The organism is Pseudomonas sp. BYT-1, assembly GCF_023611805.1.
GTDB lineage: Bacteria > Pseudomonadota > Gammaproteobacteria > Pseudomonadales > Pseudomonadaceae > Aquipseudomonas > Aquipseudomonas guariconensis.
In genome coordinates this window covers 780,145-806,651 of sequence record NZ_CP072559.1, presented here as the reverse complement: position 1 = coordinate 806,651, position 26,507 = coordinate 780,145, and the positions used below count along the sequence as shown (strand labels likewise).

Genomic DNA, 26,507 nt, shown 5'->3' with positions numbered 1-26,507 from the left:
AGGTTTACCCGCGAAAGGGTCGGTGATGGCTTTTAAACCACACCCTGGGCCAGCATGGCATCGGCGACCTTGACGAAGCCGGCGATGTTGGCGCCCTTGACGTAGTTGATGGTGCCATCGGCCTCTTCGCCGTAGTGCACGCAAGCGTGATGGATCGACTGCATGATGTTGTGCAGCTTGCTGTCCACCTCCCCGGCAGTCCATAGCAGGCGCATGGCGTTCTGCGACATTTCCAGGCCCGAAACCGCCACGCCACCTGCGTTGGAGGCTTTGCCCGGCGCATAGAGGATGCCCGCTTCCAGGAAGATATCCACCGCCTCGAGGGTGGTCGGCATGTTGGCGCCCTCGGCCACGCAGATGCAGCCGTTTTGCAGCAGGGTGCGGGCATCTTCGGCGTTGAGTTCGTTCTGGGTGGCGCATGGCAGCGCGATGTCGCATGGCAGACTCCAAGGCGTCTGGCCTTTGCGGAACTCCAGACCGTACAGGCTGGCCATCTCGCTGATGCGGCCGCGCTTGACGTTCTTGAGCTCCATCAGCGCATCCCACTGCTCGTCGGTCAGGCCGGCTTCGCAGAACAGGGTGCCCTCGGAGTCCGACAGCGAAATGACCTTGCCGCCCAGGTCCATGACCTTGCGCGCGGCGTACTGCGCCACGTTGCCCGAACCGGAGATCGCCACACGACGGCCATCGATACGCAGATCGCGGCGTTTGAGCATTTCTTCGGCGAAGTACACACAACCGTAGCCAGTGGCTTCTGGGCGGATCAGGCTGCCACCGTAGGTCATGCCCTTGCCGGTCAGTACCGAGGTGAACTGGTTGGCCAGGCGCTTGTACTGGCCGAACAGGTAGCCGATCTCACGGGCGCCGACCCCGATGTCACCGGCCGGCACGTCCAGGTCGGCGCCGATGTGACGATACAGCTCACTCATGAAGGCCTGGCAGAAGCGCATGACTTCGGCATCGCTCTTGCCTTTCGGATCGAAGTCCGAGCCCCCCTTGCCGCCGCCCATGGGCAGCGAGGTCAGTGAATTCTTGAACACCTGCTCGAAGGCCAGGAACTTGAGCACCCCCAAGTTGACCGATGGGTGGAAACGCAGGCCGCCTTTGTAAGGGCCGATAGCGCTACTCATCTGGATGCGGTAACCGCGGTTGACTTGCACCTTGCCTTGGTCGTCGACCCACGAAACGCGGAACAGTACTGCACGCTCGGGCTCGACCATCCGTTCGAGAATACCGGCCTTGAGGTAGCGGGGGTTGGCTTCGAGAAAAGGCCACAGGCTGCGCAAAACTTCTTCCACGGCCTGGTGGAATTCAGGCTGGGCCGGGTCGCGCTGCTTCAGGCGGGCCAGGAAATCGTCGACGGATTCGATCATGGTAGACATCTCACCAAGAGGATTGGACTTATTGGTTTTTTCCGAGACTTTACCAAGAACCAATCGCACCGGAACAGGGCGGCATGTCGTTTTTTTGAAATTTTCTGGTGCAATTTCTATAACTGTATACAAACAACACGTTGCCAATCGGTGAGTTCAAGAGCGGTTTGCCATCGCGCCCAACCTCAATAAAAGGCCCTCTTCGACTGCCGCGCTCATGCGCAGCGCCGTTACGCGCCAGGCACAAAAATGGGGCCCCTGAGGGCCCCATTCTTGTGCAGCGCTTGCCGGCTTACTGGGCCAGCTTCTTGTGCCGTACCCGGTGCGGTTGGGCAGCGGCATCGCCCAGGCGCTTCTTGCGGTCGGCTTCGTACTCGGTGTAGTTGCCCTCGAAGAACACCACGTTCGAGTCGTCCTCATAGGCCAGGATATGAGTGGCCACACGGTCCAGGAACCAACGGTCGTGGGAGATCACGATCGCGGCGCCCGGGAAGTCCAGCAAGGCTTCCTCCAACGAACGCAGGGTTTCGACGTCGAGGTCGTTGGACGGTTCGTCGAGCAGCAGGACGTTGCCACCCTCCTTCAAGGTCAGGGCCAGGTGCAGACGGCCACGCTCACCGCCGGACAGGTCCTTCACGAATTTCTGCTGGTCGCCGCCTTTGAAGTTGAAACGGCCAACGTAGGTACGCGACGGGATTTCGTAGTTGCCGATACGGATCACGTCCGAGCCGTCGGAAATCTGCTGGAACACGGTCTTGCTGCCGTCCAGGTCCTCGCGGCTCTGGTCGACGCAGGCCAGTTGCACGGTCTCACCGATCTCGATGCTGCCCGAGTCCGGCTGCTCCTTGCCCATCAGCATGCGGAACAGGGTCGACTTACCGGCACCGTTACCCCCGATCACACCGACGATGGCGCCCTTGGGCATGGAGAACGACAGGTTGTCGATCAGCACGCGGTCGCCGTAGCCCTTGGTGACGTTCTTGAACTCGATGACTTTGTCGCCCAGGCGCGGACCGGCCGGGATGTAGATCTCGTTGGTCTCGCTGCGCTTCTGGAACTCTTGGGACTGCATCTCTTCGAAGCGTGCCAGACGAGCCTTGGACTTGGACTGGCGGGCCTTGGCGCCTTTGCGCACCCATTCCAGTTCTTCCTTCATGGCGCGTTCGTGGGCGCTCTGCTGCTTGGATTCCTGCTCCAGGCGCGCCGACTTGGCTTCCAGCCAGCCCGAGTAGTTGCCTTCGTACGGAATACCGGCGCCACGGTCCAGTTCGAGAATCCAGCCTGCAACGTTGTCCAGGAAGTAACGGTCGTGGGTGATCGCCACCACGGTCCCGGGGAAGTCGTGCAGGAAGTGCTCCAGCCAAGCCACCGAGTCGGCATCCAGGTGGTTGGTCGGTTCGTCCAGCAGCAGCATGTCGGGGGCCGACAGCAGCAGGCGGCACAGGGCCACACGGCGCTTCTCACCACCGGACAGGTGCTCGATCTTGGCGTCCCATGGCGGCAGACGCAGGGCGTCGGCGGCGACTTCCAGCTGGCGCTCCAGGTTGTGGCCGTCGGAGGCCTGCAGGATCGCTTCGAGCTTGGCCTGCTCGGCAGCCAGCTTGTCGAAGTCGGCATCCGGCTCGGCGTAGGCGGCGTAGACCTCGTCCAGGCGTGCCTGGGCATCCTTGATCACGCTCACCGCTTCCTCGACGACCTCGCGGACGGTCTTGCTCGCGTCCAGCTGCGGCTCCTGGGGCAGGTAGCCGACATTGATGTCCGGCATCGGACGGGCTTCGCCGTCGAACTCCTTGTCGACGCCGGCCATGATGCGCAGCAGGGTCGACTTGCCCGCGCCGTTGAGGCCGAGCACACCGATCTTCGCGCCGGGGAAGAACGACAGGGAAATGTTCTTCAGGATTTCCCGCTTCGGCGGCACGACCTTGCTCAGCCGATGCATGGTGTAGACGTATTGAGCCAAAACCAAGCCCTCTATCAGAAAGGTAAAGACAACGACCCCGGCATGGGCCAGGGGGATGTGTTTACGGGGTGTCGTTGAACAAAGTGGGCCATTCTACGCCAAGTCGTGGCGTTTCACAGATGGCGGGGCGTCGAATGGGTGCATTGAAGGGCCAGTGCTCTGGCGAGGCCGTTCCCATCCGTACACGGGCTGTGCCGGAGGGAGCGGCCTTGAAGCCGCGACCGAGGGGCGCAGCCTGCGGCCAGGCAAGCTTAGACGTGAGCTTGTTTGGCCTTGCCGCGTGGCAGACGGCAACGGTCGTTCTGCTCGGCCAGGCGCGCAGCCCAGGCGGCCTTGACGCTGAAACCACCGGTGCGTGCCGGCTTGCTCGCACCTTGCTTGGCGGCTGGCTGGGCACCCGGTTTGGCGGCAGGTCTTGCCGAAGGCACAGCCACGGCAACCGACTCGACAACCGGCTCGACGGTCGCCTTGGCCGACTTGCGCAGCTCAGCCAGCGAAGGGCTCTTGCGCACCGCCGCGTTGGCAGCATCTGGCTTTGCCAGCGAACGCTGGCAGGACTTGCAGGATACGTCGTCGGTCACGGCAGTGCTGACCAGGGTCTGACTGCTGCGCCCACAGGCGGAATCGAGGCCATTGGTGGAATAGTGAGTAACCAAAACCGTACATCTCCAGAAGCGTTGACTATGAAGCGGCGCGCATTCTCGCACAGCTTGAAGGGTCTTGCCGAACAGGATGTCGACCATCGGCAGGGGACAGAAGAGTGGCACTTTGCCATAATTCAAGGCATGCTAGTCGGCTTGATGCGCCACTCTATAATAGTGCGCCCGGCGATATGCCCAGGCACGCCCCATGCATGTTCAGCCCCTGCCATCGCCAGCCCAATCGCAGGATCAACGCTTGACCAATCTCACTCAACCGCCCTCCCTGCGCCCTGCTGAAGCTGCCTCGGCTGGCAATCCGCGTGGCTCGCTCAAAGGCGCCCTGGCCTTGTTGGCCCTGGTCCTGCTGGCGTTGCTCCTGTGGCAACTGTTCTCGCAATACCGCCATACCCAAAACGACCTGCACCGCCAGAGCTTGGCAGCGAGCGCCCAGCTAGCCGATCACTTGAGCCTGAGCATGGCCCTGAAGGCCGAACAGGCCGGGAACATTCTGCAACCTTACGTCAACGCCCCGACACCGTCGGCATTGCCTTCGGTGCTGCACGCGGTTCGTGACCGGCTTCCCAACCTGCAACAGCTGGCCTGGCTGGACGACAGCGGCAGGGTGGTGGCCGACAGTCTGGTCGGCAGCCCGGACCGTCAATCGATTGACGAGCTGCTGCAATTGAGTCAAGGCCGCCCGTACTTCTTCAGCAACACTGCAGACAATAACCAGATCTACCTGCTGCTGCGCCAGCCAGACGACCGCGGCTACTGGTTGTTGCGGCTCGCCCCTCGCTACTACCAGCAACTGTCCGAACACCTAAACGGCACGAGCCACCTCCTGTGGCTGCTGGAAAACAGCCGCAGCGGCACGGTTCTGGAGCGGCACGGAGCAGTACCGCCGCCTAGCGAGCCGCTACAAAGCGTGATGCTGGCCTTCATCGACAACAGTGCCTGGCAACTGCGCGGTCTGTTCGACGCCGAGCAGGCACGTGCCGATCTGCTCCCTCCCCTGATCGGAAAGTGCTTGCTGGTGCTGTTCTGCGCCCTGCTGCCGGTGCTGGCCCTGATCAACATGCGTCGCCGCCATCGGGCGCTGCAAGAGGACCGCCGTCGCTACCAGGAAATCTTCGAAGGCACTGGCGTGGCATTGTGCGTGCTCGATCTGTCCAGCCTGCCTGGTCAGCTCGACCGTTACCACCTGCGCAACCATGCCGCCCTCAAGCAGAGCCTGGCCCTGGATGCCAATTTGCGCCGCTCGCTGCTGCAAGAGCTGAAGATCACCGAAATCAACGAAGTCGCACGCCAGCTGCTCAACGTGCATTGCCACGAGGGGGCCTGGCAGCGCCTGATCGACGGTAGCGGCGATGGCCGTGAAAGCGTCGGCATGCAACTGATCGATGCGCTGATCGAACAACGCAGCCTGCTGGAACTGGAAGTGCGCCTGCCCACGTCCACCAGTGGCGAGTTGCACCTTTGGCTGATGGCCCGCCTGCCTCAGCAGCGCCGGGACTACCAGGCAGTGATCCTGAGCATCAGCGACATCACCCGCCGCAAACAGGTCGAGCTGTCCCTGCTCGAACGTGAGAGCTTTTGGTCGGACGTGGTGCGCACCGTTCCCGACCAGTTGTACGTGCAGGATGTGCATAGCCAACGGATCATCTTCAGCAATCGCCACCTCGGCCAGACCCTGGGCTACGACCGCGCAGAACTTGCACAGATGGGGGACCGCTTCTGGGAACTGCTGCTGCATCCGGAGGATGCCGAACACTACGAAACGCTACGCCAGCAGCAGCGTGAGACCGGTCACGGCCAGACCCTGCATTGCCAACTGCGCTTCCGCCACCGTGACGGCGGCTGGCGCTGCTACGAAATCCGCGAGCAGGTCCTGACCCGCGAGGCCAATGGCCAAGTGACACGCATCATCGGGGTGGGCAAGGACGTCACGGTGCAGATCGAAGCCAGTGAATCGCTGCGCGACAGCGAGCAGCGCTACCGCATGCTGGCAGAAAGCATCAGCGATGTGATCTTCTCCACCGACAGCCAGTTGCAACTGAACTATGTCAGCCCGTCGGTGCAGGCGGTGCTGGGCTATCAGGCCGACTGGATCTTCGAGCACGGCTGGCAATCGATCGTCGCCAACCCGGCCCAACTCACGGGCGTCTACACCCTGCTCGAGCGGGTCAGCAAGGCATTGCACGACAGCGAGCAGCTCGCCCAACTGCGCAGCCAGCTGCCCACTCAGTTGTTCCTGTTCGACTGTCTGCGCGCCGATGGCCGCAAGATTCCCATCGAGCTGCGCCTGGTGCTGGTCTGGGACGAGCACGAACACTTCGAAGGTGTGCTCGGTGTCGGGCGTGACATCAGCCAGCAGCGCCGCGCCGAAAAAGACCTGCGCATGGCCGCGACGGTATTCGAGCATTCCACCTCGGCCATCCTCATCACCGACCCTGCCGGCTACATCGTGCAAGCCAACGAAGCATTCAGCCGGGTCAGCGGCTATGCGGTCAGCGAGGTGCTCGATCAACTGCCCGGCATGCTCACGGTCGACGCCCAGCAAGAGGCGCACCTGCGCTATGTGGTCAAGCAACTGCATCAGCGCGGTAGCTGGGAAGGCGAAGTCTGGCTCAAGCGTCGCAACGGCGAGCACTACCCGGCCTGGGTCGGCATTACCGCCGTGCTCGACGACGAGGGCGACCTGGCCAGCTATGTGTGCTTCTTCACCGACATCAGCGAGCGCAAGGCCAGTGAACAGCGCATCCACCGCCTGGCCTACTACGATGCCCTGACCCACCTGCCCAACCGGACCCTGTTCCAGGATCGCCTGTTCACCGCGTTGCAACAGGCCGAGCGCCACAAGTCCTGGGTGGTGTTGATGTTCCTGGACCTGGACCGTTTCAAGCCGATCAACGACTCCCTCGGCCACGCCGCGGGCGATCGCATGCTCAAGGACATGGCCCAGCGCCTGCTGGCTTGCGTCGACGATGACGATACCGTTGCGCGCATGGGCGGCGATGAGTTCACGCTGCTACTGCAACCCAAGGCCAGCCGCGAGATGGCCCTGAACCGCGCTATTCACGTGGCCGAGAACATCCTCGGCAGCCTGGTGCGCCCGTTCGTCCTGGAAAACCGCGAGTTCTTCGTCACTGCCAGTATCGGCATCGCCCTCAGCCCGCAGGATGGCGGTGAACTGAGCCAGTTGATGAAGAACGCCGACACCGCGATGTACCACGCCAAGGAGCGCGGCAAGAACAACTTCCAGTTCTACCAGGCAGACATGAACGCCAGCGCCCTGGAGCGCCTGGAGCTGGAAAGCGATCTGCGCCATGCCCTGGAGCAGAACGAGTTCATCCTCTACTACCAGCCGCAATTCAGCGGAGACGGCAAACGCCTGACCGGAGCCGAGGCCTTGCTGCGCTGGCGTCACCCGCGCCGAGGCCTGGTTCCACCGGGCGACTTCATTCCGGTCATCGAGGAGCTGGGCCTGGTGGTGGACGTCGGCGACTGGGTGCTGCGAGAAGCCAGCCGCCAGCTCAAGGCTTGGCACAAAGCCAAGCTGCGGGTGCCGAAGGTGTCGGTGAACATCTCGGCGCGGCAGTTCTCCGATGGCCAGTTGGGTACGCGCATCGCCACCATCCTCGAGGAGACCGGACTGCCCCCGGCATGCCTGGAGCTGGAACTGACCGAAAGTATCCTGATGCGCGAGGTCAGCGAGGCCATGCAGATTCTCGACAGCCTGAAGAACCTCGGCCTGAGCATCGCGGTCGACGACTTCGGCACCGGCTATTCGTCGCTCAACTACCTGAAGCAGTTCCCCATCGACGTGCTGAAGATCGACCGCACGTTCGTCGATGGCCTGCCGGAAGGCGAGCAGGACGCCCAGATCGCCCGGGCGATCATCGCCATGGCCCACAGCTTGAACCTGGCGGTCATCGCCGAGGGGGTCGAGACTCACGAGCAGTTGGAGTTCCTGCGTGAGCACGACTGCGACGAAGTGCAGGGCTACCTGTTCGGCCGCCCCATGCCAGCTCACCAGTTCGAGGCGCAGTTCAGCCACGAGACGTTGTTCGTGTTCCAGTGAGCGAGGCGGTTCGCAGGTTTACCCACAAAAGCGTCGCTTGACCGCCCCAGGCCAGCCGAAGGCAAAACCGGACTTTCGAGTCAACCTGCACAGGTGCGCAGCCCAGTCAGGGCGCGGGTTGCAACATGAACCCCATTGGTCTGCTACGTGACACCACTTCATATGCCAGTGGCGAATCAATCGGTTAGAATGCCCACCCAATTCAGCCCGATCCTTGAGGACCGCCATGTTCAGCCGTGATTTGACCATTGCCAAGTACGACGCCGAGCTCTTCGAAGCCATGCAGCAAGAAGCTCTGCGCCAGGAAGAGCACATCGAGCTGATCGCTTCGGAAAACTACACAAGCCCCGCCGTCATGGAAGCCCAGGGCTCGGTACTGACCAACAAGTACGCCGAAGGCTATCCAGGCAAGCGCTACTACGGTGGCTGCGAGTACGTCGACGTCGTCGAGCAACTGGCCATCGACCGTGCCAAGCAGCTGTTCGGCGCCGACTACGCCAACGTCCAGCCGCACGCCGGCTCCCAGGCCAACGCAGCCGTCTACCTGGCCCTGCTGTCTGCCGGTGACACCATCCTGGGCATGAGCCTGGCCCACGGTGGCCACCTGACCCACGGCGCCGCCGTGAGCTCCTCCGGCAAGTTGTACAACGCCATCCAGTACGGCATCGACAGCAACGGCCTGATCGACTACGACGAAGTCGAGCGCCTGGCGGTCGAGCACAAGCCGAAGATGATCGTCGCGGGCTTCTCGGCCTACTCGCAGGTCCTGGACTTCGCCCGCTTCCGCGCCATCGCCGACAAGGTCGGTGCCTACCTGTTCGTCGACATGGCCCACGTTGCCGGCCTGGTCGCCGCTGGCGTCTACCCGAACCCTGTTCCGTTCGCTGACGTGGTCACCACCACCACCCACAAGACCCTGCGCGGTCCACGCGGCGGCCTGATCCTCGCTCGCAAGAACGAAGAAATCGAGAAGAAGCTCAACTCGGCTGTCTTCCCAGGCGCCCAGGGCGGCCCGCTGGAGCACGTCATCGCTGCCAAGGCGATCTGCTTCAAGGAGGCACTGCAGCCTGAGTTCAAGGCTTACCAACAGCAGGTCGTGAAGAACGCCCAGGCCATGGCCAGCGTGTTCATCGAACGTGGCTTCGACGTCGTTTCCGGCGGCACCCAGAACCACCTGTTCCTGCTGTCGCTGATCAAGCAGGACATCTCCGGTAAGGACGCCGACGCCGCCCTGGGCAAGGCCTTCATCACCGTCAACAAGAACTCGGTCCCGAACGACCCACGCTCCCCGTTCGTCACCTCGGGCCTGCGTTTCGGCACCCCAGCCGTCACCACCCGTGGCTTCAAGGAAGCTGAGTGCCGCGAGCTGGCCGGCTGGATCTGCGACATCCTCGCCGACCTGAACAACGAAGCGGTGATCGACGCCGTTCGCGAGAAGGTCAAGGCCATCTGCAAGAAGCTGCCGGTGTACGGCAACTGATCGGCAATCGCCTGATGTAAAAAAGCCCGGCCTTGTGCCGGGCTTTTTCATTGTGCGTAAGACGGGCGATGCTTTCGGCTTGCCCAGCGATCAGTTGCGGGCTCAGTTGCTAGCCTTGGCTCAACGCCTCGAACCCCGCCCGGATCTTCTCTTCCGGCAGCTCATCGGCAATGAACACTATCACGCTTTCCCGCTTCTCGCCCTCGGCCCACTCGGCGTCCCAGTCGAAGCCATACAGCTTGAGCACGCCCTGGAACACCAGACGGCGGTCCTCACCGGCGATGTTCAGCACGCCTTTGTAACGCAGCAATTGCTTGCCATGGCTTTCCAGCAGCTCGTTCATGAAGTCGCTGAGGCGGTCGATGTCCAGCGGGGTGTCGGTACGCAGCACGAGGGTCGAAATACGATCCGGGGTCGCGGGCTTGAGCACCGGGCGCAATGCGGGCTTTAGGTTGGCGCCCAGGTCGGTATTGAGGTTGAAGCCGCGCACATCCAGCAACTCGGCCAAATCGATGCGGCCATGCTCGACCACGCGGACCGCGGCACGGCCGTTGATGCGGGACAGGCGCTGCTCCAAAGCTTTCACGCCCTCAGGCTCGACCAGGTCGGTCTTGCTCAGCAGCAGGCGGTCGGCGAAACCGACCTGGGCCTGCGCGATGGCCTGGGTGAGGTGCACCTCGGCGTGCGCGGCATCGACCAGGGTAATGATGCCGTCCAGCAGGTAGCGCTCGCGCAGGTCTTCGTCGATGAAGAAGGTCTGCGCCACCGGAGCCGGGTCAGCCAGCCCCGTGCATTCGATCACCAGGCGGTCGAAAGCGATCTCGCCGGCATCCAGGCGCTCAAGCAGCAAGTACAGAGCCTTGGTCAGGTCGGTGTGGATGGTGCAGCACACGCAGCCGTTGGCCAGGGTCATGACCTGTACCGGCTCGTCACCAAGCAGCTGGCTGTCGATGCCTGCTTCACTGAACTCGTTTTCGATCACAGCGATCTTCATGCCATGTTCGGCCTTGAGCATGTGCTTGAGCAGGGTGGTCTTGCCGGCGCCGAGAAAGCCGGTCAGCACCGTCACGGGAATAGGCGTTTGCACGCGGTCGTCTCCTGAAGCTGATAAGAATTGCGCGAGGCCTCAAGCAATAAACCTGTGGGAGCGGGCTTGCCTGCGAATGCGCCAGTGAACTCACCGACGTTTTCGCGGGTAAACCCGCTCCCACAGGTTCTGCTACTCAATGAGGGGCGTGATGTTCAATGGGAGGCCGGAGCCGACCTCCCAAGGGTTGCGTCAACAGCACTTGGGGCCGGACTTGCCACCGTAACGGGCCTCCTGACGCTCACGGAAGAACGCCTCGTAGCTCATCACCGGTTTGTCCGGGTGCTTGGTCTGCATGTGCTCGACATAGTTGTCGTAGTCAGGCATGCCGACCATCAGGCGGGCTGCCTGCCCTAGGTACTTACCCAGTCGCCCCAGGTCGTTGAACATCACTGCATTCCTCTTCGGTTACGCGTCAGGCAAGGCCTGGAACGGAGTTTCCTTGTCGCTGCGCTCCTTGCGGCCCAGGGCGGCGATGCCGACCTTGATCGCGAAGATCAGCACGCTGAACACCACCACCAGGAACAACACGGTCAGGCCCGCGTTGGTGTAGGCGTTGTAGATCACGTGCTGCATCTGGCCAATGTCCTTGGCCGGCGCCAGCACCTGGCCTGCGTCCAGCGCAACGCTGTACTTGTTGGCCAGGGCCAGGAAGCCCACTGCCGGGTTCGGATCGAACAGCTTGATCAGGCCCGCGGCGGTGGTGCAGATCAGCAGCCAGGCCGCCGGCAGCAGGGTGACCCAGACGTACTGCTGGCGCTTCATCTTGATCAGCACCACGGTGCCGAGCATCAGGGCGATACCGGCCAGCATCTGGTTGGAAATGCCGAACAGCGGCCACAAGGTGTTGATACCACCGAGCGGATCGATCACCCCTTGGTACAGCAGATAGCCCCACAAGGCCACGCAGCCTGCGGTACCCACCAGGTTGGCACCCCACGAGTCGGTACGCTTGAGGGCTGGAACGAAGCTGCCCAGCAGGTCCTGCAGCATGAAGCGACCGGCACGGGTACCGGCGTCCACCGCGGTGAGGATGAACAGCGCCTCGAACAGGATCGCGAAGTGGTACCAGAACGCCATGGTGTTATCGCCCGGCAACACCTGGTGCAGGATCTGGGCGATCCCCACCGCCAGGGTCGGCGCACCACCGGCACGGGCCAGGACAGTGTGCTCGCCGATGTCACGGGCGGTGGCCTCGAGCTGCTCGGGAGTGATCAGGAAGCCCCAACTGCTGACGGTCTGGGCGACCGACGCAACGTCGGCACCGACTACCGCAGCCGGACTGTTCATGGCGAAGTACACACCCGGCTCGATCACCGAGGCGGCGACCATGGCCATGATGGCGACGAACGACTCCATCAGCATGCCGCCGTAGCCGATGTAGCGAGCGTTGACTTCGTTGTCCAGCAGCTTGGGTGTAGTCCCCGAAGAGATCAGCGCATGGAAGCCGGACACCGCGCCACAGGCAATGGTGATGAACAGGAACGGGAACAGGGTGCCCTTCCAGACAGGGCCGGTACCGTCGGTGAACTGGGTCAGGGCCGGCATCTTCAGTTCCGGCGCGATGATCAGGATACCGATGGCCAGGCCCACGATGGTGCCGATCTTGAGGAAAGTCGACAGGTAGTCACGCGGCGCCAGCACCAGCCATACCGGCAGCACGGCAGCCACGAAGCCATAACCGACCAGCATCCAGGTGATCTGCACGCCGGTGAAGGTGAACGCCGGGCCCCAGACCGGATCGGCCGCCACCTGGCCCCCCAGCCAGATCGACAGCAAGAGCAGTACCACGCCGATGATCGAGATCTCGCCGATGCGTCCCGGACGGATGTAGCGCATGTACACGCCCATGAACATCGCGATCGGGATGGTCGCCATCACCGTGAACATGCCCCATGGGCTCTCGGCCAGGGCCTTGACCACGATCAGCGCCAGCACCGCAAGGATGATGATCATGATCAGGAAGCAGCCGAACAGGGCGATGGTGCCGGGGATGCGGCCCATTTCCTCACGGACCATGTCCCCAAGGGACCGGCCGTTACGGCGAGTGGACAGGAACAGGATCATGAAGTCCTGGACCGCACCTGCCAGCACGACGCCTGCAATCAGCCAGAGCGTGCCGGGCAGGTAGCCCATCTGCGCGGCAAGCACCGGACCGACCAAGGGGCCTGCGCCGGCAATGGCCGCGAAGTGGTGACCGAAGAGAATGTGTTTGTTGGTCGGGACGTAGTCCAGGCCATCGTTGTTGAGCACCGCCGGTGTGGCCCGACGGGGATCGAGTTGCATCACCTTGGTGGCGATGAACAGGCTGTAGTAGCGATAGGCGACCAGGTAGATGGCCACTGCCGCGACCACGATCCACAAGGCGTTGATCGCCTCGCCGCGACGCAGGGCGACCACACCCAGCGCGCAGGCTCCTATGACTGCCAGCGCCAGCCACGGAATGTGGCGTAGCAGGCTATTATTGTTGTTCATGGTTTACTTCCAGCTGGTGGATTGGAAAAAGACCGCCCATCGAGTCTAGGGCGTGTCATCGCGCATTGCCACACTTGCTTTGGTCTAGAGCCTTTGCGGCCCGATTCAGGTACCGGTAGGACATACACAATCAACTATAGTCAGGAAGTACCCCCGGAGGGCCTGCCCCATGAGCGAACACGACGAACGCCGCCGTTTCCTGCGCATAGATTTCGACGCCCCCACCGAACTGCGCCAGGGCCTCAAACGCTGGCCGGTAAAGCTGCTCGATCTCTCGCTGAAGGGCCTGTTGATCGAAAGGCCAGAACCCTGGGATGCGGATCTGACCCAGGATTTCGACGCCATCATCCACCTCGACCCGAAAAATCACGTGAGCATGCAGGTCGAATTGCGCCACGAAGAACCCACCCGCCTGGGCTTCGTCTGCCTGTATATCGATATCGACTCGATGACGCATTTGCACCGTCTTGTGGAGCTGAACGTGGCCGACGGCACCGAAATGATGCGCGAGCTGCGCGAACTCATCGAATATTGATATCTCTTAGCCTGCTAACGTTCTAGCCTCAATGTGTTTCCTGTCTACCCAGACAGCTTTCTGTCGGCTGGTGGACAGGATGTACACACCCCTCTAGCACCGCCTCTGACACTTTGGAACACAACCTGCATTCACTTGTAGCGCACGTGGCGGTTACCTGCGTCCGTGCTCCGATCAAAATCTTGTATACAATTCATATGGTATTTGGTTGTAAGAATTGTCTACAGTAGCGGCACAACAATAAACAAGTGAGCCTGCTCCATGACTACGTCCCCTAGCACGTCTCCCACCAAACGTCCCGAAGACGAAAATCTCGGGCTTGGTGCCAACTTGGCTTATGGTCTGCAACACGTATTGACCATGTATGGGGGCATCGTTGCCGTACCCCTGATTCTCGGACAGGCCGCAGGCCTGGCACCTGCGGAAATCGGTATCCTGATCGCCGCATCGTTATTCGCAGGCGGTCTGGCGACCTTGCTGCAGACCCTGGGCCTGCCGTTCTTCGGCTGTCAGCTACCGCTGGTGCAAGGGGTTTCGTTCGCCGGCGTGGCAACCATGGGCGCCATTCTCAGCAGCCAGGACGGCGGCGGTCTTCCAGGTGTACTCGGTGCGGTCATGGCGGCGTCGTTCATCGGCTTCCTGATCACGCCGGTGTTCTCGCGCATCACCAAGTTCTTCCCTCCGCTGGTGACCGGCATCGTCATCACCACCATCGGCCTGACCCTGATGCCCGTCGCCGCACGCTGGGTCATGGGCGGCAACAGTGCCTCGCCGGAGTTCGGCAGCGTGGCCAACATCGGCTTGGCAGCACTGACCTTCGCCATCGTCCTGGTGCTGAGCAAGCTGGGCAGCGCGACCATCTCGCGCCTGTCGATCCTGCTGGCCATGGTCATCGGCACCCTGATTGCCTGGTCGCTGGGCATGACCGACTTCAGCAAAGTCACCGAAGGTCCGATCTTCGCCTTCCCCACCCCGTTCCACTTCGGCATGCCGACCTTCCACATCGCCGCGATCCTGTCGATGTGCATCGTGATCATGGTGACCCTGGTGGAAACCTCGGCAGACATCCTCGCCGTGGGTGAGATCATCGACACCAAGGTCGACTCCAAGCGTCTGGGCAATGGCCTGCGCGCCGACATGGCCTCGAGCATCCTGGCGCCTATCTTCGGCTCCTTCACCCAGAGCGCCTTCGCCCAGAACGTCGGCCTGGTAGCCGTGACCGGGGTCAAGAGCCGCTATGTGGTGGCTACCGGTGGCGTCATCCTGGTGATATTGGGCCTGCTGCCAATCATGGGCCGCATCATCGCTGCGGTACCGACCCCAGTCCTGGGCGGCGCCGGCATCGTATTGTTCGGCACCGTGGCAGCCAGCGGCATCCGCACCCTGTCGACAGTCAGCTACAAGAACAACGTCAACCTGATCATCGTCGCTGCCTCCCTGGGCTTCGGCATGATCCCGATCGCTGCGCCGACCTTCTACCACAACTTCCCGAGCTGGTTCGAAACCATCTTCCACTCCGGCATCAGCTCCGCGGCGATCATGGCGATCTTGCTGAACCTGCTGTTCAACCACCTCAAGACCGGCAACTCGGACCAGCAGTCGGTATTCGCCGCCGCTTACGAACGCACCATCCAGTACTCTGACATCTCCTGCCTGCGTGATGGCGACTACTTTAAAGACGGTAAGCTGTTCGACGCCGACGGCAACGAAGTGCCTGTGATGGAGCTCGATGAACATGGCAACGAGGCGCCCCGGCGCAAAGCGTTAGCCGAGCACTGATCGCCCGCCGAGGTGGTCGAGGGGAGCCGATGCGCATCGTCGGCTCCCCTTTTTCTTTGCGAACAGGCCCGATGTCGCGGTGTGCTCTTCGCGGGTAAACCCGCGATAGGGCCGCCGCGATGTCACTCGAACAATGCATCCAGCGCCTGCTCCAGGCGCGTCACGGCAATGACCTGCAAGCCCGCCGGCGCCTCCTTCGGCGCATTGCCCTTGGGCACGATGGCGCGCTTGAAGCCATGCTTGGCCGCCTCCTTGAGGCGCTCTTGGCCGCTGGGTACCGGACGCACTTCGCCAGACAGGCCGATCTCGCCGAACACCAGCAGCCCATGGGCCAGCGGGCGGTTGCGCAGGCTGGACATCACTGCCGCGAGCAACGCCAGGTCAGAAGCCGTCTCCAGCACCTTCACCCCACCCACTACGTTGAGGAACACGTCCTGGTCATGGGTGGGAATCCCGCCGTGTCGATGCAGGACCGCCAGCAACATGGCCAGGCGGTTCTGGTCCAGGCCCAGGGTGACCCGCCGTGGGTTGGCCAGGTGGCTGTCGTCCACCAGCGCCTGGACTTCCACCAGCATCGGCCGGGTGCCCTCCCAGGTCGCCATCACCACGCTGCCCGGAACTTCCTCCTGGGTGCGGTTGAGGAAGATCGCCGACGGGTTGGAGACCTCCTTGAGCCCACGGTCGGTCATGCCGAACACGCCCAGTTCGTTGACCGCGCCGAAGCGGTTCTTCACCGCCCGCAGCAGACGCAGTCGGCCATCGGATTCGCCCTCGAAATACAGCACGGTATCGACCATGTGCTCCAGCACCCTCGGGCCGGCGAGCGAGCCTTCCTTGGTGACATGGCCCACCAGGAAGATTGCCGTACCGCTTTGCTTGGCATAGCGCACCAGCAAGGCCGTGCTTTCGCGCACCTGGGCAACGCCGCCGGGGGCTGACTGCAACTGTTCGGTGAAGATGGTCTGGATCGAGTCGATGACCATGACCCGGGGTTTTTCCACCCGTGCGGTGGCGATGATCGTCTCGATACAAGTCTCGGTCATCACCTTGAGCTGCTCCTGGGGCAACCCCAGGCGACGCGAACGCATGGCTACCTGCTGCTGGGATTCCTCCCCGGTGACGTACAGGGCCGGCATGCGGGTGGCGATGTTGCACAGGGTCTGCAGAAGGATGGTCGACTTGCCGATGCCCGGATCGCCGCCGATGAGCACTACCGAGCCATCCACCAGGCCCCCGCCCAGCACTCGGTCAAGCTCGGTGCTGCTGGTGGTGAAGCGTGGGATCTCCTCGACGCTGACTTCGGCCAGGGTCTTGATCTGCGCCTGCTGCCCGGCCCAGCCGGTACGCCCGGCCGGGGCTGCGGCGCCACCGCTTTCGATCATGGTCTCGACCAGTGTGTTCCAGGCCCCGCATTCGCCGCATTGGCCAGCCCATTTGGGAAAGGTTGCGCCGCACTCAGTGCAGCCATACAAGCGCTTGGCCTTGGCCATGGGCTCAGTCTCCTGGAAAAAATCGCCATGATAGCCGAGCCGGACGTGTCTCGAATGCGCCGGGAGGCGACAAAACTATTCGCTCTAAGCGAAGTCTGTAATCGCGATGCAACGCATGAAGCGCATTGCTGGCTTACACTGCGATTACCTCTCCATTTGTTACAAGGAATAAACCATGGGCATGCTCAGTGAATTCAAGGCCTTCGCGGTCAAGGGAAATGTCGTCGACATGGCAGTCGGTATCATCATCGGAGCGGCCTTTGGCAAGATCGTATCGTCCTTCGTCGGCGACGTGGTCATGCCACCGCTGGGTCTGTTGATTGGCGGCGTGGACTTCAGCGACCTGGCCGTCACCCTCAAGGCGGCCGAAGGTGACGTGCCGGCGGTAGTGCTGGCGTATGGCAAGTTCATCCAGACGGTGATCGACTTCCTGATCGTTGCCTTCGCCATCTTCATGGGCGTCAAGGCGATCAACCGCCTCAAGCGCGAAGAAGCCGCGGCGCCGAGCGCACCGCCCGTGCCGAGCGCCGAGGAAACTCTGCTGACCGAGATCCGCGACCTGCTCAAGGCGCAGAACCGGCAGTAAGCTGCAAGCTGCAAGCTGCAAGCGAACAGGGTGGATTCCACACTCACTTGCAGCTTGAACCTTGCAGCTTGACGCTTCCAACTACCAGTAATTCTCCACGGCCACCTGCCCCGGCCGCTTGCTCAGGCTCAACTGCAGGTCCCGTGCTTTCAGAGCCTTGCGCGTGTCATCGATCATCTGCGGGTTGCCGCACAGCATGATCCGCGAATGCTCCGGCGACAGCGCCAAGCCCGCCGCCCTTTCCAGCTCACCGTTTTCGATCAGCGTGGTGATCCGCGCATTCAGCGCCCCGGGGTACGCCTCACGAGTGACCACAGGGATGAACTGCAACTTGCCCGCGAACTCGGCAAGATACTCCCGTTGCTCGAGGCCTGCGATCAGATCCAGGTAGGCCAGCTCCTTCGCTTCACGCACCGAGTACACCAGCTTGATGTGCTCGAAACGCTCCCAGGCCTCGAAGTCTTGCAGGATCGACATGAACGGCGCGATACCAGTGCCGGTCGCCAGCAACCACAGGTCGCGACCGCCAACGAAGCGGTCGAGGGTCAGGTAACCGAAGGCCTGGCGGTCGATCAACAAGGTGTCGCCCTCCCCCAGACGGCTCAACTCGCTGGTGAACTCTCCTCCTGGCACGACGATGGAGAAAAAGTCCAGATGCTCGTCATGAGGTGCGCTGACCATCGAGTACGCCCGCCACACCACACTGCCGTCGGCCTTGGTCACGCCCAGTCGGGCGAACTGCCCGGAGCGGAAGCGAAATCCAGGATCGCGAGTGACCCTCAGCGTGAACAGGCTGGGGGTAAGCGGCTGAACGTCAAGCAGTGTCTGGCGGGTGAACTTGTCGGCGCTGGCGGTCATGACGGACTCCATCGAGCAGGTGCGCCCAGTGTCGCGCAAAGCGCCAGGGATGAACACCGATGGTTTGTAGGGCCTCCATCGTACAAGCGGACGACAAAGCCCTGTAGAATCGCGCCTTTGAAGCTCGACGTGGCCTGCGTCGAGCAGATTGGTACCCGAGCCCTACGCCATGCCCCTGCTGACCAGCCCTTTCGCCGAACTCGACCTCATCCGCCAGCCCGAGCAGGCCAACGACCCCTTGCAGGCCTTCGACGCCGCCGACCAGTACCTGCTGGAGCACCTGGCCAGCCAGGCGCCTGCCGCCGATTGCCGGGTACTGGTGCTCAACGACAGCTTCGGCGCGCTGGCCGCCAGCCTGGCAGGCCGTTTGCCGGTAGTCAGCAGCGGCGATTCCCACCTGGGCCGCCTGGCGCTGGAGAAGAACCTGGTGCGCAACGGCAAGCCCTTCGACAGTGTGCCCTTCATTCCCGCCAGCGAGGCCTGGCAAGGCATGTTCGACCGGGTCCTGGTGCGGGTACCCAAGACCCTGGCCCTGCTCGAGGAGCAACTGATCCGCCTGCAAGGCCACCTGGCCCCCGGCGCGGAGGTGATCGCGGGCGCCATGATCAAGCACCTGCCGCGAGCGGCAGGTGACCTGATGGAAAAGTACATCGGCCCGGTCCAGGCATCGCTGGCCCAGAAAAAAGCCCGGCTGCTGACCGCCACCGTTGCCGAGCGCCCGCTCGCCCGCTCACCCTATCCCACCCGTTATCGCCTGGATGCGCCGGCCCTGGAGCTGATCAACCACGCCAATGTGTTCTGCCGCGAAGGGCTGGACATCGGCACGCGCGCCTTCCTTCCACACCTGCCGCACAACCTGGGGCAGGCGCGGGTCGCGGACCTTGGCTGCGGCAATGGCGTGCTTGCGATCGCCAGTGCCCTGGCCAATCCCGAGGCGCATTACACGCTGGTGGACGAGTCGTACATGGCTGTGCAGTCTGCCCGTGAGAATTGGCAGGCGGCGCTGGGTGGGCGGGACGCGGAAATCCGCGCCGCCGACGGTCTGGCGGGGCAGGAAAAACAGTCGCTGGACGTGGTGCTGTGCAACCCGCCGTTCCATCAGCAACAGGTGGTCGGGGACTTTCTAGCCTGGCGCATGTTCCAGCAGGCCCGTGAAGCGTTGGTGGTAGGAGGGGCGCTGTACATCGTCGGCAACCGCCACCTGGGCTATCACAGCAAGCTGGGGCGGTTGTTCAGAGGGGTGGAGCAAGTGGCGGCGACCCCCAAGTTCGTGATCCTCAAGGCACGCAAGTAACCTGATTGGGGCCGCCTTGCGGCCCCAGGGTTCAGTGGGTACTCAATCCAGCCGCACTCATGAACATCCGCATCAGCCAGGCCACCACACCGAGGGCGGCCACGCTGCCCGCCCAGATCAGCACCAGCCAGCCCAGGCGTTGCCACAAGGGCTTCTTCTGTTCAGCCATCATTGCCCGACCTCCTAGTGATAGCCCTGGTCATGGGTCACCTTGCCGCGGAACACGTAGTAGCTCCAGAAGGTGTAGCCCAGGATGAATGGCAGGATGAACAGCGTCCCCACCAACATGAAGCCCTGGCTTTGCGGTGGTGCCGCGGCATCCCAGATGGAAATCGACGGCGGGATGATGTTCGGCCACAAGCTGATGCCAAGGCCGCTGTAACCCAGGAAGATCAGCACCAAGGTCAGCAGGAACGGGGTGTAATGCGCATTGCGCGCCACCGCCCGCAACAGGCCGTAGAAGGTCACCAACACCAGGATCGGCACCGGCATGAACCAAATCAGGTTGGGCATGCTGAACCAGCGGTCGGCGATCTGCGGGTAAGCCAGCGGTGTCCACAGGCTGACGATGCCGATCACCGCGAGCAACACCAGCGCCAGGGGCTTGCCCAGCGTGTGCATCTGCTCTTGCAATGGTCCTTCGGTCTTCATGATCAGCCAGGTGCAGCCGAGCAAGCTATAGGCGACGATCAGCCCCAGCCCAGAGAACAGACTGAATGGGGTCAACCAGTCGAAGGCCCCGCCCGCATAGTGACGATCGACCACCTTGAAGCCTTCGATGAAAGCGCCCAGGGCCACGCCCTGGAAGAAGGTCGCCACCAGCGAGCCCCAGATGAACGCCTTGTCCCAAAGATGACGCTTGTGCGCCGTGGCCTTGAAGCGGAACTCGAACGCCACGCCCCGGAAGATCAACCCAACCAGCATCAGGATCAACGGCAGGTACAGCGCTTCGAGCACCACCGAGTAGGCCATCGGGAAGGCACCGAACAGCCCCGCCCCACCCAGCACCAGCCAGGTCTCGTTGCCGTCCCACACGGGGGCAACGGTGTTCATCATCACATCCCGGTCACGCTCTGCCTTGACGAAGGGGAAGAGCATGCCGATCCCCAGGTCGAAGCCGTCCATCACTACATACATCATCACGCCGAAGATGATGATCACGGCCCAGATCAACGGAAGGTCGATACCCATGGCTCAGTTCCCCTTGCTCAGACTGGCGGAATCGGCCGGATGGCCTTCATCGGCGGCGGACAGCGGCCGCGCCGGCGTACGTTTCTGGCCAGGCCCGCCAGGATTGTGCTCGTCACCCTCGCCAGTCTTCGGCCCTTTGCGCACCAGACGCATCATGTAGCCCAGGCCGGTGCCGAACAGCGCGAAGTAGACAACCACGAAGATCACCAGGGTCAGGCCCAACTGGCCGTAGCTGTGGTTGGAAACCCCATCGGCGGTGCGCATCAGGCCGTAGACCACCCAGGGTTGGCGGCCGATTTCAGTGGTGAACCAGCCCGCCAGCAAGGCGATCAGACCCGAAGGCCCCATCCACAACACCATGTGCAGGAAGGGACGCGAGCTGTACAGCGTGCCGCGCTTGCGCAGCCACAGGCTCCAGAAACCGACGGCGATCATCAGAAGGCCCAGGCCGACCATGATCCGGAACGACCAGAACACGATGGTCGAATTGGGGCGGTCTTCGGGCGGGAACTCCTTCATCGCCGGGACTTGCTTGTCCAGACTATGGGTGAGGATCAGGCTGCCCAGTGCCGGGATCTCGATCTTGAAGTGGGTGGTCTCGGCCTTCATGTCCGGGATGCCGAACAGGATCAACGGTGTCGGCTCGCCAGGCTTGTTCTCCCAGTGACCCTCGATGGCGGCGATCTTCACCGGCTGATGCTTGAGGGTATTCAAGCCATGGAAGTCACCGATCACCGCCTGGATCGGCGCAACGATCAGCGCCATCCACATGGCCATCGACAGCATCTTGCGTACAGCCGGATTGTCACGCCCGCGCAGCAGGTGCCAGGCAGCCGAGGCACCGACGAAGAAGGCCGTGGAGACGAACGCGGCAGTGGCCATGTGCATCAGGCGGAAGGGGAAGGACGGGTTGAAGATCACCGCCAGCCAGTCCACCGGGACCACCCGGCCATCGATGATCTCGTGGCCCTGTGGCGTCTGCATCCAGCTGTTGGACGCCAGGATCCAGAAGGTCGAGACCAGGGTCCCGAGCGCCACCATGACCGTGGAGAAAAAGTGCAGGCCACGGCCGACACGGTTCCAGCCAAACAGCATGACACCCAAGAAGCCCGCCTCGAGGAAGAAGGCAGTGAGCACTTCGTAGGTCAGCAGAGGGCCGGTGATGGAGCCGGCGAAGTCGGAGAAGCGGCTCCAGTTGGTGCCGAACTGATACGCCATGACCAGGCCTGAGACCACGCCCATGCCGAAGTTGACGGCAAAGATCTTGGACCAGAAGTGGTAAAGGTCGCGGTAGGTGTTGTTGCCGGTCCTGAGCCAAAGGCCCTCCAGAACCGCCAGGTAGCTCGCCAGGCCAATGGTGATGGCCGGGAACAGGATGTGAAAGGACACGGTAAACGCAAACTGGATTCGGGCGAGCTCCAAGGCCTCTAAACCGAACATAGTGCTTCCTCTTCAGGTAATCCGGCGTCCGGGCTCGTGGCCCTGACGCCCACTGCCCCCACGGTTATCGAGTGCGCTGTCTTGGAATTGTTCTGTTCGATCGCAGGGATTGCGGCCGATGGCCGGATCGTTGCATTTGGAACGATTGACCCAAATCAACGATTGTTGGGAAGCATAGACCCGAATACACAGGCGAGCCGTGCGGTTGATTGCCGCGTGACCGGTTGTCCCACCGTCTTGAAGGGGTGTGAAAAAGCTGTCTGCCCCGGCAAACAGCAACCATTTGTTACAAACAGGTGATACCCTGCAGCGCCTCCACGTACCGAGGCCAAGGCTCACCGATGTCCGACCCCACCCCGCTTCTGCTCCGCCAGCATCGCCCCTTTTTGGCGTTCTGGCTGGCCCGTGTGTTCACCGCCAGCGGCTTTCAGATGCTCACCGTGGCCATTGGCTGGCACCTCTACCAGTTGACCGGCAATGTGCTGGACTTGGGCTTGGTCGGCCTGGTGGAATTTGCCCCGCGGGTGCTGTTCATGCTGCATACCGGCCACGTCGCCGACCGCTATGACCGGCGCCGTGTCGCCGCCCTGTGCCAAAGCCTGCAGGCGCTGATCGCATTGGCCCTGGCCGTGGGCAGCGCCACCGACAACGTCAGCCGTGAGCTGATCTTCGTGCTGGCCTTCCTGCTCGGTGCCACCCGCTCCTTCGAAATGCCGGCCACCCAGGCCCTGCTGCCCAATGTCGTACCGCCAGGGCTGTTCCCGCGGGCCGTGGCAGCATCGGCATCGGCAACCCAGGCGGCGACCATCGTCGCTCCGGCCGTGGGTGGCTTTCTCTATGCCTTCGGCAGCATCTGGGTGTACGGACCGACCGTGGCGCTCTACGTCATCGCCTGCCTGCTGACCTTGAGCCTCGATGCCCGCCAGCAAGTGGCCCAACGTGGGCGCGCCAGCCTGGAGTCCCTGTTGGCTGGGATCCGCTTCATCCGTAGCCGCCCGGACATCTTCGGAGCGATCTCCCTGGACCTGTTCGCCGTGCTGCTCGGTGGTGCCACAGCCCTGCTGCCGGTGTTCGCCAAGGACATCCTGCTCACCGGCGCCTGGGGCCTGGGCCTGCTGCGCTCGGCGCCGGCGGTGGGGGCGCTGCTGATGTCACTGTGGCTGGCGCGCTTCCCGGTGGAGCGCAAGGTGGGTCTGACGATGTTCACCGCCGTGGGCGTGTTCGGCGTGGCCACCATCGCCTTCGGCCTGTCGACCTCGTTCTGGTTCTCCCTCGCGGTGCTGGTGGTACTGGGTGCGGCGGACATGATCAGCATGGTCATCCGTGGCGCCTTCGTGCAGTTGGAGACGCCGGACGAGATGCGCGGCCGGGTCAGCGCGGTGAACGGCCTGTTCATTGGCGCCTCGAACCAGCTCGGCGAGTTCGAGTCCGGCGTGACGGCCCACTGGTTCGGTACCGTGCCGGCGGTGGTGCTCGGTGGCGTGGGCACGCTGGTGGTGACCGGCACCTGGATGAAGCTGTTCCCGACCTTGGCCAAGCGCGACAGGCTGCACGGTGAGTGATACGGTCCATTCGTGGGTAAACCCGCTCCCTCACGGGTTACGTCGGCTTCTGTCTCGAGGCCCTGCAGGCCCTCTTTAGGAGCGGACTCCCCCGCGAACGGGCCAACGCGGCCAGCGGCCTTCCCACCGGCCATAGGCCCTCGCCCCCCATACTGGTATCATGCGCGGCTTTTTTGTGCCCCACACAAATGCAGGCATCGTCGACGGTCTGTGCTTTGCTGATTGGGGACGATTCAATCGCGGCGCCGGGGGCGCCTTGGGGAGCGGGCATGCTGGACAGGCTGTTTCAACTAAAAGCACACAACACCAACGTGCGCACCGAGATTCTCGCGGGCGTCACCACCTTCCTGGCCATGGCCTACATCCTGTTCGTCAACCCGAGCATCCTCGGCGAGACCGGCATGGACAAGGGCGCGATCTTCGTCGCCACCTGCCTTGCCGCAGCCATCGGCTCGGTGACCATGGGCCTGATCGCCAACTACCCTATCGCCCTGGCACCGGGCATGGGCCTGAACGCGTTCTTCACCTACACCGTGGTCCTGCACATGGGGCACACCTGGCAAGTGGCGCTGGGCGCGGTCTTCCTCTCGGCAGTGCTGTTCTTCCTGTTGTCGATCTTCCGCATCCGCGAATGGATCGTGAACAGCATCCCGCTGCCGCTGCGCTCGGCCATCGCTGCCGGTATCGGCCTGTTCCTGGCGCTGATCGCCCTGCACAACGCCGGCATCGTCGTGGACAACCCGGCCACCCTGGTGGGCCTGGGGGACCTCAAGCAACCTGCACCGATCCTGGCGACCCTGGGCTTCTTCCTGATCGTGGCCCTTGAGGCCATGAAGGTCCGTGGCGCGGTGCTGATCGGCATCCTGGCGGTGACCCTGGCCTCGATCCTGATGGGCGTGACGCCCTTCGGCGGCGTGGTGTCCATGCCGCCATCGCTGGCCCCGACCTTCCTGCAACTGGACATCAAGGGCGCCTTGGACGTCGGCCTGATCAGCGTGATCTTCGCCTTCCTGTTCGTCGACCTGTTCGACAACTCCGGCACATTGATCGGCGTGGCCAAACGCGCCGGCCTTATGGGCAAGGACGGCCACATGCCGAAAATGGGTCGCGCCCTGATCGCCGACAGCACCGCTGCCATGGCCGGCTCGCTGCTGGGCACCTCGACCACCACCAGCTACATCGAATCCGCGGCCGGCGTGAGCGCCGGTGGCCGCACGGGCCTGACCGCAATCGTGGTCGCCATCCTGTTCCTGCTGGCGTTGTTCTTCGCGCCGCTGGCCGGTAGCGTACCGGCCTTCGCCACCGCCCCCGCGCTGCTGTTCGTCGCGGTGCTGATGGCCTCGGGCCTGGCGGAAATAAACTGGGACGACGTCACCGAAGCAGCGCCCGTGGTGGTCACCGCCCTGGCCATGCCGCTGACCTACTCCATCGCCAACGGCATCGCCTTCGGCTTCATCGCCTGGACCGCCATCAAGCTGATCTCCGGTCGCTACCGCGACCTGAACTCGGCATTGGTGATCCTTTCCATCCTGTTCGTCATCAAGCTGGGCTGGTTCAACGCATGAGTGCTGTCTTCGACCCTTCCGCCTATTCCACGCAGCTCGAGGGCAAAGTCGCCCGGCTGCGTGAGCTATTGGCGCCGTTCGGCGCGCCGGAGCCCGCCGTCTTCGATTCGCCGCGCGAGCACTACCGCCTGCGCGCCGAGTTTCGCCTGTGGCGCGAAGAGGGCCAGCGCCACTATGCGATGTTCGCCCCAGGCGAAAAACACAAGGCGATCCTGATCGATGACTTCCCTATCGCGAGCGAACGGATCAACGCATTGATGCCACGCCTGAAGGCCGCCTGGCAGGCCAGCGAGGAACTGGGCAACCGACTGTTCCAAGTGGAGTTCCTCACCACGTTGGCCGGCGACGCCATGATCACGATGTGCTATCACCGCCCGCTCGATGACGCCTGGGAAGTCGCTGCTCGGCAATTGTCCGAGGATCTGGGCGTCAGCATCATCGGCCGCTCCAAGGGCAAGCGCTTGGTCATCGGTCGCGACTATGCCGTGGAAAAACTCAACGTGGCCGGCCGCGTGTTCAGCTATCGCCAGCCAGAAGGCGCTTTCACCCAACCCAACGGCGCGGTGAACCAGAAGATGCTGAGCTGGGCTTACGAGGCTATCGGCGAGCGTGACGATGACCTGCTGGAGCTGTATTGCGGCAACGGCAACTTCACCCTGCCGCTGGCCACCCGCGTGCGCCAGGTGCTGGCCACCGAAATCAGCAAGACCTCGGTCAATGCCGCGCTGAGCAACCTGGATGAGAACGCCGTGGAAAATGTGCGCCTGGTGCGCTTGTCGGCCGAAGAGCTGACCCAGGCACTGAACGAGGTGCGCCCGTTCCGTCGTCTTGAAGGCATCGACCTGAAAAGCTACGACTTCGGCACCGTGTTCGTCGACCCGCCGCGCGCCGGCATGGACCCGGACACCTGCGAGCTGACTCGCCGCTTCGAGCGGATCCTGTACATCTCGTGCAACCCCGAGACGCTGGCAGCCAACATCGCCCAGTTGCAGGACACTCACCGCATCGAGCGCTGCGCGCTGTTCGACCAGTTCCCTTACACCCACCACATGGAAAGCGGCGTACTGCTGGTTCGGCGTTGAGTTTCAGGGCCTGGGGCTGCACTGCAGC

The 26,507-nt window shown here is 62.9% G+C and carries 20 protein-coding genes; 9 read left to right on the top strand and 11 right to left on the bottom strand.

Annotation, left to right across the window (positions count from 1 at the left end; genetic code table 11):
- Positions 1 to 32: 32 nt before the first annotated feature.
- The 3 genes from gdhA to J5X93_RS03615 all read right to left on the bottom strand — a co-directional run bounded on the left by gdhA (position 33) and on the right by J5X93_RS03615 (position 3,989).
- Positions 33 to 1,373, bottom strand: a complete 1,341-nt coding sequence (gene gdhA, locus J5X93_RS03625; RefSeq protein WP_043208443.1) for an NADP-specific glutamate dehydrogenase — start codon at positions 1,371 to 1,373, stop codon at positions 33 to 35.
- A gap of 292 nt (positions 1,374 to 1,665) precedes the next feature.
- On the bottom strand, positions 1,666 to 3,333 hold the full coding sequence (gene ettA / locus J5X93_RS03620) for an energy-dependent translational throttle protein EttA (RefSeq protein WP_043208442.1): 1,668 nt from the start codon (positions 3,331 to 3,333) through the stop codon (positions 1,666 to 1,668).
- 251 nt (positions 3,334 to 3,584) lie between these two features.
- On the bottom strand, positions 3,585 to 3,989 hold the full coding sequence (locus J5X93_RS03615; protein WP_043208440.1) for a hypothetical protein: 405 nt from the start codon (positions 3,987 to 3,989) through the stop codon (positions 3,585 to 3,587).
- A 241-nt stretch (positions 3,990 to 4,230) separates the two neighbouring features.
- Here J5X93_RS03615 and J5X93_RS03610 point away from each other — a divergent pair, with 241 nt between their 5' ends.
- Together J5X93_RS03610 and glyA are read left to right on the top strand one after the other, a co-directional pair.
- Positions 4,231 to 8,055, top strand: coding sequence for a sensor domain-containing protein (locus tag J5X93_RS03610; protein WP_090345317.1), 3,825 nt, complete (start codon positions 4,231 to 4,233; stop codon positions 8,053 to 8,055).
- A 226-nt stretch (positions 8,056 to 8,281) separates the two neighbouring features.
- The gene (gene glyA, locus J5X93_RS03605) at positions 8,282 to 9,535 is read left to right on the top strand and encodes a serine hydroxymethyltransferase (RefSeq protein WP_043208438.1); all 1,254 of its coding nucleotides are present in this window, start codon (positions 8,282 to 8,284) and stop codon (positions 9,533 to 9,535) included.
- 109 nt (positions 9,536 to 9,644) lie between these two features.
- Here the strand turns inward: glyA and yjiA are convergent, their stop codons facing one another.
- From yjiA to J5X93_RS03590, 3 genes are all read right to left on the bottom strand, one after another.
- On the bottom strand, positions 9,645 to 10,622 hold the full coding sequence (gene yjiA / locus J5X93_RS03600) for a GTPase (RefSeq protein ID WP_250034437.1): 978 nt from the start codon (positions 10,620 to 10,622) through the stop codon (positions 9,645 to 9,647).
- Positions 10,623 to 10,814: 192 nt separating this feature from the next.
- Complete coding sequence (locus tag J5X93_RS03595) at positions 10,815 to 11,012, bottom strand: YbdD/YjiX family protein (RefSeq protein ID WP_008094130.1); 198 nt, start codon at positions 11,010 to 11,012, stop codon at positions 10,815 to 10,817.
- Positions 11,013 to 11,030: 18 nt separating this feature from the next.
- The gene (locus J5X93_RS03590; RefSeq protein WP_043208433.1) at positions 11,031 to 13,097 is read right to left on the bottom strand and encodes a carbon starvation CstA family protein; all 2,067 of its coding nucleotides are present in this window, start codon (positions 13,095 to 13,097) and stop codon (positions 11,031 to 11,033) included.
- 169 nt (positions 13,098 to 13,266) lie between these two features.
- Between J5X93_RS03590 and J5X93_RS03585 the strand changes: the two genes are divergently transcribed.
- Together J5X93_RS03585 and J5X93_RS03580 are read left to right on the top strand one after the other, a co-directional pair.
- Positions 13,267 to 13,632 carry a PilZ domain-containing protein gene (locus J5X93_RS03585; protein ID WP_043208430.1) on the top strand — a complete coding sequence of 122 codons (366 nt, stop codon included), beginning with the start codon at positions 13,267 to 13,269 and terminating at the stop codon, positions 13,630 to 13,632.
- 261 nt (positions 13,633 to 13,893) lie between these two features.
- Complete coding sequence (locus tag J5X93_RS03580; protein ID WP_043208427.1) at positions 13,894 to 15,411, top strand: nucleobase:cation symporter-2 family protein; 1,518 nt, start codon at positions 13,894 to 13,896, stop codon at positions 15,409 to 15,411.
- A gap of 122 nt (positions 15,412 to 15,533) precedes the next feature.
- Here the strand turns inward: J5X93_RS03580 and radA are convergent, their stop codons facing one another.
- Positions 15,534 to 16,901 (bottom strand): DNA repair protein RadA, encoded by a 1,368-nt coding sequence (radA, locus tag J5X93_RS03575; RefSeq protein WP_043208425.1) that lies wholly within the window; start codon positions 16,899 to 16,901, stop codon positions 15,534 to 15,536.
- A 175-nt stretch (positions 16,902 to 17,076) separates the two neighbouring features.
- Here radA and mscL point away from each other — a divergent pair, with 175 nt between their 5' ends.
- Positions 17,077 to 17,487, top strand: a complete 411-nt coding sequence (mscL, locus tag J5X93_RS03570) for a large-conductance mechanosensitive channel protein MscL (protein WP_043208423.1) — start codon at positions 17,077 to 17,079, stop codon at positions 17,485 to 17,487.
- Positions 17,488 to 17,568: 81 nt separating this feature from the next.
- Here the strand turns inward: mscL and J5X93_RS03565 are convergent, their stop codons facing one another.
- Positions 17,569 to 18,345, bottom strand: a complete 777-nt coding sequence (locus tag J5X93_RS03565) for a ferredoxin--NADP reductase (RefSeq protein ID WP_090345155.1) — start codon at positions 18,343 to 18,345, stop codon at positions 17,569 to 17,571.
- 169 nt (positions 18,346 to 18,514) lie between these two features.
- Between J5X93_RS03565 and J5X93_RS03560 the strand changes: the two genes are divergently transcribed.
- Positions 18,515 to 19,639 carry a methyltransferase gene (locus J5X93_RS03560; protein WP_043208421.1) on the top strand — a complete coding sequence of 375 codons (1,125 nt, stop codon included), beginning with the start codon at positions 18,515 to 18,517 and terminating at the stop codon, positions 19,637 to 19,639.
- Between the two features lie 31 nt (positions 19,640 to 19,670).
- On the opposite strand, the gene J5X93_RS03555 is transcribed toward J5X93_RS03560, so the two are convergent.
- The 3 genes from J5X93_RS03555 to J5X93_RS03545 are packed head-to-tail and all read right to left on the bottom strand — an operon-like array spanning position 19,671 to position 22,270.
- A complete protein-coding gene (locus tag J5X93_RS03555; RefSeq protein WP_043208419.1) occupies positions 19,671 to 19,811 on the bottom strand; it encodes a DUF2474 domain-containing protein in 141 nt (46 codons plus the stop codon).
- A gap of 11 nt (positions 19,812 to 19,822) precedes the next feature.
- Positions 19,823 to 20,830 (bottom strand): cytochrome d ubiquinol oxidase subunit II, encoded by a 1,008-nt coding sequence (gene cydB / locus J5X93_RS03550; protein WP_043208417.1) that lies wholly within the window; start codon positions 20,828 to 20,830, stop codon positions 19,823 to 19,825.
- Between the two features lie 3 nt (positions 20,831 to 20,833).
- Positions 20,834 to 22,270: a cytochrome ubiquinol oxidase subunit I gene (locus tag J5X93_RS03545; RefSeq protein ID WP_090345150.1), complete on the bottom strand. Its 1,437-nt coding sequence runs from the start codon at positions 22,268 to 22,270 to the stop codon at positions 20,834 to 20,836.
- Between the two features lie 341 nt (positions 22,271 to 22,611).
- Between J5X93_RS03545 and J5X93_RS03540 the strand changes: the two genes are divergently transcribed.
- From J5X93_RS03540 to trmA, 3 genes are all read left to right on the top strand, one after another.
- Positions 22,612 to 23,832, top strand: a complete 1,221-nt coding sequence (locus tag J5X93_RS03540; protein WP_090345148.1) for an MFS transporter — start codon at positions 22,612 to 22,614, stop codon at positions 23,830 to 23,832.
- A gap of 269 nt (positions 23,833 to 24,101) precedes the next feature.
- The gene (locus J5X93_RS03535) at positions 24,102 to 25,397 is read left to right on the top strand and encodes an NCS2 family permease (protein ID WP_043208412.1); all 1,296 of its coding nucleotides are present in this window, start codon (positions 24,102 to 24,104) and stop codon (positions 25,395 to 25,397) included.
- A complete protein-coding gene (gene trmA, locus J5X93_RS03530) occupies positions 25,394 to 26,479 on the top strand; it encodes a tRNA (uridine(54)-C5)-methyltransferase TrmA (protein WP_043208411.1) in 1,086 nt (361 codons plus the stop codon). The genes J5X93_RS03535 and trmA overlap by 4 nt, the downstream gene beginning before the upstream one ends.
- Positions 26,480 to 26,507: the final 28 nt, after the last annotated feature.

Excerpts from the sequence above, each read along its gene's own strand:
- gdhA (WP_043208443.1), bottom strand. The coding sequence starts at position 1,373 with ATGATCGAATCCGTCGACGATTTCCTGGCCCGCCTGAAGCAGCGCGAC.
- glyA (WP_043208438.1), top strand. The coding sequence starts at position 8,282 with ATGTTCAGCCGTGATTTGACCATTGCCAAGTACGACGCCGAGCTCTTC.
- J5X93_RS03595 (WP_008094130.1), bottom strand. The coding sequence starts at position 11,012 with ATGTTCAACGACCTGGGGCGACTGGGTAAGTACCTAGGGCAGGCAGCC.
- J5X93_RS03590 (WP_043208433.1), bottom strand. The coding sequence starts at position 13,097 with ATGAACAACAATAATAGCCTGCTACGCCACATTCCGTGGCTGGCGCTG.
- J5X93_RS03585 (WP_043208430.1), top strand. The coding sequence starts at position 13,267 with ATGAGCGAACACGACGAACGCCGCCGTTTCCTGCGCATAGATTTCGAC.
- J5X93_RS03580 (WP_043208427.1), top strand. The coding sequence starts at position 13,894 with ATGACTACGTCCCCTAGCACGTCTCCCACCAAACGTCCCGAAGACGAA.
- radA (WP_043208425.1), bottom strand. The coding sequence starts at position 16,901 with ATGGCCAAGGCCAAGCGCTTGTATGGCTGCACTGAGTGCGGCGCAACC.
- mscL (WP_043208423.1), top strand. The coding sequence starts at position 17,077 with ATGGGCATGCTCAGTGAATTCAAGGCCTTCGCGGTCAAGGGAAATGTC.
- J5X93_RS03565 (WP_090345155.1), bottom strand. The coding sequence starts at position 18,345 with ATGACCGCCAGCGCCGACAAGTTCACCCGCCAGACACTGCTTGACGTT.
- J5X93_RS03560 (WP_043208421.1), top strand. The coding sequence starts at position 18,515 with ATGCCCCTGCTGACCAGCCCTTTCGCCGAACTCGACCTCATCCGCCAG.
- J5X93_RS03555 (WP_043208419.1), bottom strand. The coding sequence starts at position 19,811 with ATGATGGCTGAACAGAAGAAGCCCTTGTGGCAACGCCTGGGCTGGCTG.
- cydB (WP_043208417.1), bottom strand. The coding sequence starts at position 20,830 with ATGGGTATCGACCTTCCGTTGATCTGGGCCGTGATCATCATCTTCGGC.
- J5X93_RS03545 (WP_090345150.1), bottom strand. The coding sequence starts at position 22,270 with ATGTTCGGTTTAGAGGCCTTGGAGCTCGCCCGAATCCAGTTTGCGTTT.
- J5X93_RS03540 (WP_090345148.1), top strand. The coding sequence starts at position 22,612 with ATGTCCGACCCCACCCCGCTTCTGCTCCGCCAGCATCGCCCCTTTTTG.
- J5X93_RS03535 (WP_043208412.1), top strand. The coding sequence starts at position 24,102 with ATGCTGGACAGGCTGTTTCAACTAAAAGCACACAACACCAACGTGCGC.
- trmA (WP_043208411.1), top strand. The coding sequence starts at position 25,394 with ATGAGTGCTGTCTTCGACCCTTCCGCCTATTCCACGCAGCTCGAGGGC.